Source organism: Streptomyces calidiresistens, assembly GCF_014141525.1.
Lineage (GTDB): Bacteria > Actinomycetota > Actinomycetes > Streptomycetales > Streptomycetaceae > Streptomyces > Streptomyces calidiresistens.
Genome location: NZ_VKHS01000334.1, coordinates 1 through 5,711, shown reverse-complemented (window position 1 = coordinate 5,711; position 5,711 = coordinate 1). Strand labels below are relative to the sequence as shown.

The 5,711-nt window shown below is 71.7% G+C and carries 5 protein-coding genes; 2 read left to right on the top strand and 3 right to left on the bottom strand.

Translation table 11 applies throughout. The annotated features are described in order from the left end of the window. Positions 1-30: 30 nt before the first annotated feature. The 3 genes from FOE67_RS14715 to FOE67_RS14705 all read right to left on the bottom strand — a co-directional run bounded on the left by FOE67_RS14715 (position 31) and on the right by FOE67_RS14705 (position 3,213). Positions 31-855 carry a carbohydrate ABC transporter permease gene (locus FOE67_RS14715; protein ID WP_182664395.1) on the bottom strand — a complete coding sequence of 275 codons (825 nt, stop codon included), beginning with the start codon at positions 853-855 and terminating at the stop codon, positions 31-33. Next, on the bottom strand, positions 852-1,775 hold the full coding sequence (locus FOE67_RS14710; protein WP_323384945.1) for a carbohydrate ABC transporter permease: 924 nt from the start codon (positions 1,773-1,775) through the stop codon (positions 852-854). The genes FOE67_RS14715 and FOE67_RS14710 overlap by 4 nt, the downstream gene beginning before the upstream one ends. Positions 1,776-1,848: 73 nt before the next feature. After that, the gene (locus FOE67_RS14705) at positions 1,849-3,213 is read right to left on the bottom strand and encodes an ABC transporter substrate-binding protein (protein WP_182664393.1); all 1,365 of its coding nucleotides are present in this window, start codon (positions 3,211-3,213) and stop codon (positions 1,849-1,851) included. A 217-nt stretch (positions 3,214-3,430) separates the two neighbouring features. Between FOE67_RS14705 and FOE67_RS14700 the strand changes: the two genes are divergently transcribed. Continuing rightward, entirely contained in the window at positions 3,431-4,459 is a 1,029-nt protein-coding gene (locus tag FOE67_RS14700) for a LacI family DNA-binding transcriptional regulator (RefSeq protein WP_182664391.1), read from the top strand. A 469-nt stretch (positions 4,460-4,928) separates the two neighbouring features. After that, positions 4,929-5,615 (top strand): phosphoribosyltransferase, encoded by a 687-nt coding sequence (locus FOE67_RS14695; RefSeq protein ID WP_182664389.1) that lies wholly within the window; start codon positions 4,929-4,931, stop codon positions 5,613-5,615. Positions 5,616-5,711 lie beyond the last annotated feature (96 nt).

Sequence of the window (5,711 nt, the reverse complement as noted above, 5' to 3'; positions counted from 1 at the left end):
TGGTGCGGGGGTGCGGTGGGTGCGGGCGCGTCAACCCTTCACGGCACCCCGCAGCAGCGCCCGGATGAACTGCCGCTGGAAGATGAGGAAGACGATGATCGCCGGGGTGATGATAATCAGGGCGCCGGCGTTCAACAGGGGGATGCTCAGCGAGTACTGACCCTGGAAGAAGGTCAGGGCGCCGGCGGCGGTCCGCTTGAGCGGATCGTCGATGAGCACCACCGGCAGCAGGAACTGGTTCCACGTCCACAGGAACAACAGGATGCCCAGGGCCGAGACGGCCGGCATCGCCAACGGCAACTGGATCCGCCGGAACTCCTGCCACAGCCCGGCACCGTCCACCCGCGCCGCCTCGGCCAACTCCGGCGGGACGTTCACGAAGTGGGCGCGCATCCAGAAGACCCCGAACGGCATGAACAGCCCGATCAACGGAAAGATCACGGCCCACTGCGAGTTGAGCGTCCCCAGCGCCTGCGCCTGGTAGTACAGCGGAATGATCAACGCCTCGAAGGGGATGGTCAGACCCAGCACCATGAAGATCAGCACGGCCCGGCCGCCGCGCACCCGCAGCCCGCCGAGCGCGTACCCGGCGAGCGTGGCGATCAGCAGACTGATCGGCACCACACCCAGCACGATGAACAGGCTGGAGCCCATCAGCTCCCACACGTGCCCGGTCTCGAAGGCCGTGACGAAGTTGCCCCACTGGGGATCGGAGGGCCAGGCCAGACCGGTGGGGTTCACATCGGCCGGCTGGAGGGCCGCCGAGACCATGTTCACCAACGGGATGAGGGTGAGCACCAGGGCGAGGATCAGCAGCACCCGCCCCAGCACCCGCTCCGTGCGGTCGGCGATCATCGGTCACCCGCCTTCGACAGACGCTGGATCGGCAGCACGCACAGCAGCACCAGGATCATCAGCACGATCCCGAACGCCGAGGCCAGCCCGACGTCGCTCTGGGTGAAACCGATCCGGTAGATGGACAGGGCCGGCACCAGGGTGGCGCGACCCGGCCCGCCCTGGGTGGAGGTGTAGATGATGTCGAAGCTGCTCAGCGCCGCGATCACGCTGAGCGTCATCAGCACCGCGATCTCCTGCCGCAGACCGGGCAGCGTGATGGTGAAGAACTCCCGCCACCAACCCGCGCCGTCCAGCCGCACCGCCTCGTACAGCGAGCCGTCGATCTTCCCGATGCCGGTCAGCAGCAGGACGGTGCACAGACCCGTCAGCACCCACGAGCCGATCAGCCCCACGGCGGGCAGCGCCGTGCCGTAGTCCGCCAGCCAGGGACGGGCGAACCACCCGAGCCCGAACCACCCGAGGATCTCGTTCACCGCGCCGGTCTGCGCGTACATCCACGACCACGCGATACCGGCCGCGGCGAGCGGAATGATCTGCGGCAGGAACAGGATCGTCTGCGACGCCCGGGAGAACGGACCGGGCCGCAGCGAGCGGATGAGGGTGGCGAGCATCAGACCCGCCGAGATCGGGATGACGGTGAAGAACGCGATCAGGACGAACGCGTTGCGGATCGAGGCCAGCAGGTACGGGTCGCTGAACACCGTGACGTAGTTGTCCAGCCCCACCCAGGTGGCGGGCCCGACCCCGTTCCAGTCGTAGAACGAGTACTGCACGCCCATGAACAGCGGCCAGACCACGAACCCGATGTACATCCCGAGGGCCGGCAGCAGCAGGAGCCACCCGCGGGAGGCGGCCCGTCGGGCCGGTGCCTTCGCACCGGCCCGACGGGTGCCCCGCGGCGTCGGGGGCACGGTCACGCCCGACCTCCCGCGCTCCGTGCCGCTCGCCGGGGCGCGCCGCCCCGGCGGACGGGGAGGGTCTCGCGACGGCTCATCGGGTGCCGACCTCGCCCTCGTAGAACTCCTGCACCCGCTCCACGAACTCCTGGCCGGTGATCCGACCGGTCACCAGCAACTGGGACTCGGGGATGATCGAGCCCGCGTAGATCCCGGCCGTGGTGTTGGCCATGAAGTCGACCTGGCCGTCCTCTTCACCGATTTGCGCCGCCATCTCCAGCGCGGACTCGATCAGCGAACCGGGCTCGACCTCGGGCATCGGCAGCGCCGGGTCGCCGCCGGGGGAGGCCCCGGTGACGTCCACCACGATCTGCCGGGCGGCGGGGTCGGTGTGGATCCAGTTCAGGAAGTACGCGACCTCGTTGACGTACGGGGACTTCGCGGCCACCGAGAAGGAGTTGGCGGCACCCATCGCCACGTGCCCGTCACCCTCGTTCACCGGCGGCACGAGGAAGAAGGTGACGTTCTCGCCCAGTGCCTCCTGGTAGGTGGCGGCCTCCCAGTTGCCGTTGAAGGTGAACAGGCCGCCGCCCTCGGAGAAGCGGCTGACGAACTCGAAGTAGTCGATGGAGTTGATGTCGTCGGAGAAGTACCCCGCGTCCGCCCAGGCGCGGATCAGCTCGGCCCCCTCGACGTTGCCCGGCGTGTTGTAGGTCGCGCCCGGCTCGTTGAACATCCAGGCCATGAACTCGCCCTGGTCGGCGAACTGGTTCATGGCCGCCTGGACCACGAAGTTCACCACGCCGTCCTTGTCGCCGGCGACGATCGGCAGCACGTCGTTCTCCGCCGCCAGCGCCATCTGCTCCTCGAGCTCCGCCAGCGTGCTCGGCGGGGCCTCGATGCCCAGCTCCTCGGCGATCTCCAGGTTCATGTAGATGCCGGTGACGCTGTACCCCAGGCCGAGCTGGTAGAGCGAGCCGGAGCCGCGCACGTTGTCCTCGCTCATCCGCAGCGGGGCGAGCTGGGAGTCGGACCAGGCGTCCCACCCGTAGGCCTCGTAGTAGGGGTCGAGGTTGGCGAGCAGGCCGTCGCGGACGGTGTCGCCCATGGTGGGCAGCCGGATCAGGTCCGGCGGGGTGTCGCTGGCCAGCAGCCGGGGCGCGTTCGCGGTGAGGTTCTGGAAGGTGTCCCGGTTGATCCGGAAGGTGACGTTGGGGTGCTGCCGGGTGAACTCCTCGGTCAGCTCGTCGGTGGCGGGGAAACCGGTCTCGTCCGCGATGGTGAGCGTGATCTCCTCCGAGGTCAGCTCGGTGCTCACCTCGGTCTCCTCGCCCGCGGGTTCGGGCGACGCGGAGGTGTTGCCACCCGGTGCGCAGGCGGCGAGGACGATCCCCGTGGACGCGGCGATCGCGGCCACGGTGACGCGCCGTCTGCGACGGCGTCCGGCGGTGCTTGCCATGGGTACTCCCTTTTCCTGGTGGACGGATGCCGGGGGCGCGCCGTTCACCCCCGGGGGAGCCGGGGACGCCGGGGCGTCCGGGCAGGGGAAAACAGCGGGGCGGCTCGCGGGCGGCTCGGGCACCCGTCGTGCTAAAAGGTTTTAGCGCCGACATGTTCAGCAGCGGGTGTCGGCTGTGTCAAGCTGTCGCACACAACTTCTCCACGGAGGGAACGCGATGCCGCGCAAGAGAGTCACCCTGGCCGACGTGGCACGCCGGGCCGGCCTCTCGACCACCGCGGCGTCGATGATCCTCAACGGCCGCCCCGACACCCGCCTCTCCAAGGAGGCCCACGAACGCGTCCACGCCGCCGCCGCCGAACTGGGCTACCGCCCCAACGTCGCCGCGCGCGGCCTGCGCACCGCCAAGACCCTCACCATCGGCTTCGTCTCCGACACCGTCACCACCACCCGCTTCGCCGGCGGGCTGATCAAGGGAGCCCTGGAGGCGGCCGAGGAGGCCCGACACGTGGTGCTCCTCGCCGAGACCGGCGGCGAGTCCGAACGCGAGGCCGAGGCGATAGCCGCGCTGCTCGACCGCCAGGTCGACGGCATCGTCTTCGCCACCGTCCGCGCCCGCGAACTCTTCGTCCCCGCCCTGCCCGAGGGCGTCCCCGCCGTCATGCTGAACGCCACCAGCTCCCGCTTCCCCGCCACCGTCCTCCCCGACGAGGAACCCGGCGGACGGGCCGCCGTCCGACTCCTGGTGGACGCCGGCCACTCGGAGGGCATCGCCCTCATCGGCCAGAGCGACACGGCGGAACGCGACGTGTTCCGCTCGCGCACCATCGCCCGCCGCGTCGCCGGCATCCGCGGGGAGATGGCCGACAAGGGCCTGGGATTCGTCGCCGAGGAATCCATCTGGATGTGGGAGCCGCAACACGGCTACGACGCCGTCCTCGACCTGCTCCGGCGACGGACCGACGTGCGGGCCCTGCTGTGCATGAACGACCGCCTCGCCTTCGGCGCCTACCAGGCCGCCGCCGAACTGGGCCTGCGCGTCCCCGACGACCTGTCCGTGGTCTCCTTCGACGACGACGAGGTCGCCGCCTACCTGCGACCCGGCCTGACCACCATCGGCCTGCCGCACGAGGCCATGGGCCGCCGGGCGGTGGAACTGCTCCTCGGCCGCGAACCGGCCGGCGAGGAACTCGTCCCCATGCCGGTGGTCGAACGCGCCTCCATCGGCCCGCCCCGGGGGCGCTGACGGCGGCGCCGCGCGGCGCCGGACGCACGCGCGAACCGCCACCGGACCGCCCCGCCGCTCCCGGGAGGAGCCGCCCCCGTGCTCCCGCCGGGAACGCCGTGCGCGCCCCGGGACCACGCCCCGTGCCCGGCGTCTCCCGGCCCTCCGGAGACCGCCCGGCGCCCGGCGCCCGGTGCCGGCCCGGGGAAGGGGCCCGGACACCCTCCGGCCGGGCGACCTCCCCCGCGTACGGGTGGCCGGAAGGGGTACCCGATCATCGGGCGTGGTTCACGAACCCGCGGGCGAAGGACTCGACGACCTCCCCGACGGCACCGGCCGCCACACACCGCGCGGCGCGCACCGCCGGGGCCCGCCGTCACCCCACCGGGGAGGGACCACCCCCGGGGAGGCGCCCCTCCCGCACCGAGCGGGAAGGCGTCGCACCGGACGGCCTCCGCACATCCCCGTAGAGGAAGGCAGGCAACAGGTCATGCGCTACCACGACCGACGCCACGCCGGCCGGGAGCTCGCCCTTCGACTCGTCGAACACGCGGCGGAGGAGGAACTCCCCGACCCGATCGTCCTGGCACTGCCCCGGGGAGGCGTCCCGGTGGCGGTCGAGCCGGCCCGGGCCCTCGACGCGCCCCTGGACGTCCTGGTCACCCGGAAGATCGGTGTTCCCGGCCGCCCGGAGAGCGGCATCGGGGCGATCGTCGGGGACGACCCTCCCCTCTTCGACCGCGCCGCCCTGGACCTGCTCGGCCTGAACGAGCAACGGCTCGCCCCGGACGTGGCCCGCGAACGGGCCGAGCTGCGCCGCCGGGAATCGCTCTACCGGGGCGACCGGCCGGAGCCCCGGGTCGAGGGCCGCGCCGTCGTCCTCGTCGACGACGGCCTCGCCACCGGCGTCACCGCCCGGGCCGCCCTACGGCACCTGCGCCGCCGGGGCGCCGCCCGACTGATCCTCGCCGTACCCGTCGGCGCTCCCGGGACCGTCGCCGCCATGGGCTCGGAGCCCGAGGGCGCGGATGACATCGTGTGCCCGCTCCGGCCCCGGGGCTTCTACGCGGTCGGCCAGTGGTACGACGTCTTCCCCCAGGTCGGCGACGAGGAGGTCATCGACCTCCTGCGCGGACACGCCGCCCGGGGGACCGGGGGTCGGCACCGGGAGGGGTGACGATCACCACCCCCTCGCACGACGAGGCGGGAAGGCGGCCCGGTTCAGTCCCATGGAAGCGCTTCACGCGGGAGACGCATCACATGATCGCCGGAC

What these genes read in the sequence shown, in the direction of transcription:
- FOE67_RS14715 (WP_182664395.1), bottom strand. Translation starts at nt 855, where the DNA reads ATGATCGCCGACCGCACGGAGCGGGTGCTGGGGCGGGTGCTGCTGATC.
- FOE67_RS14705 (WP_182664393.1), bottom strand. Translation starts at nt 3,213, where the DNA reads ATGGCAAGCACCGCCGGACGCCGTCGCAGACGGCGCGTCACCGTGGCC.
- FOE67_RS14700 (WP_182664391.1), top strand. Translation starts at nt 3,431, where the DNA reads ATGCCGCGCAAGAGAGTCACCCTGGCCGACGTGGCACGCCGGGCCGGC.
- FOE67_RS14695 (WP_182664389.1), top strand. Translation starts at nt 4,929, where the DNA reads ATGCGCTACCACGACCGACGCCACGCCGGCCGGGAGCTCGCCCTTCGA.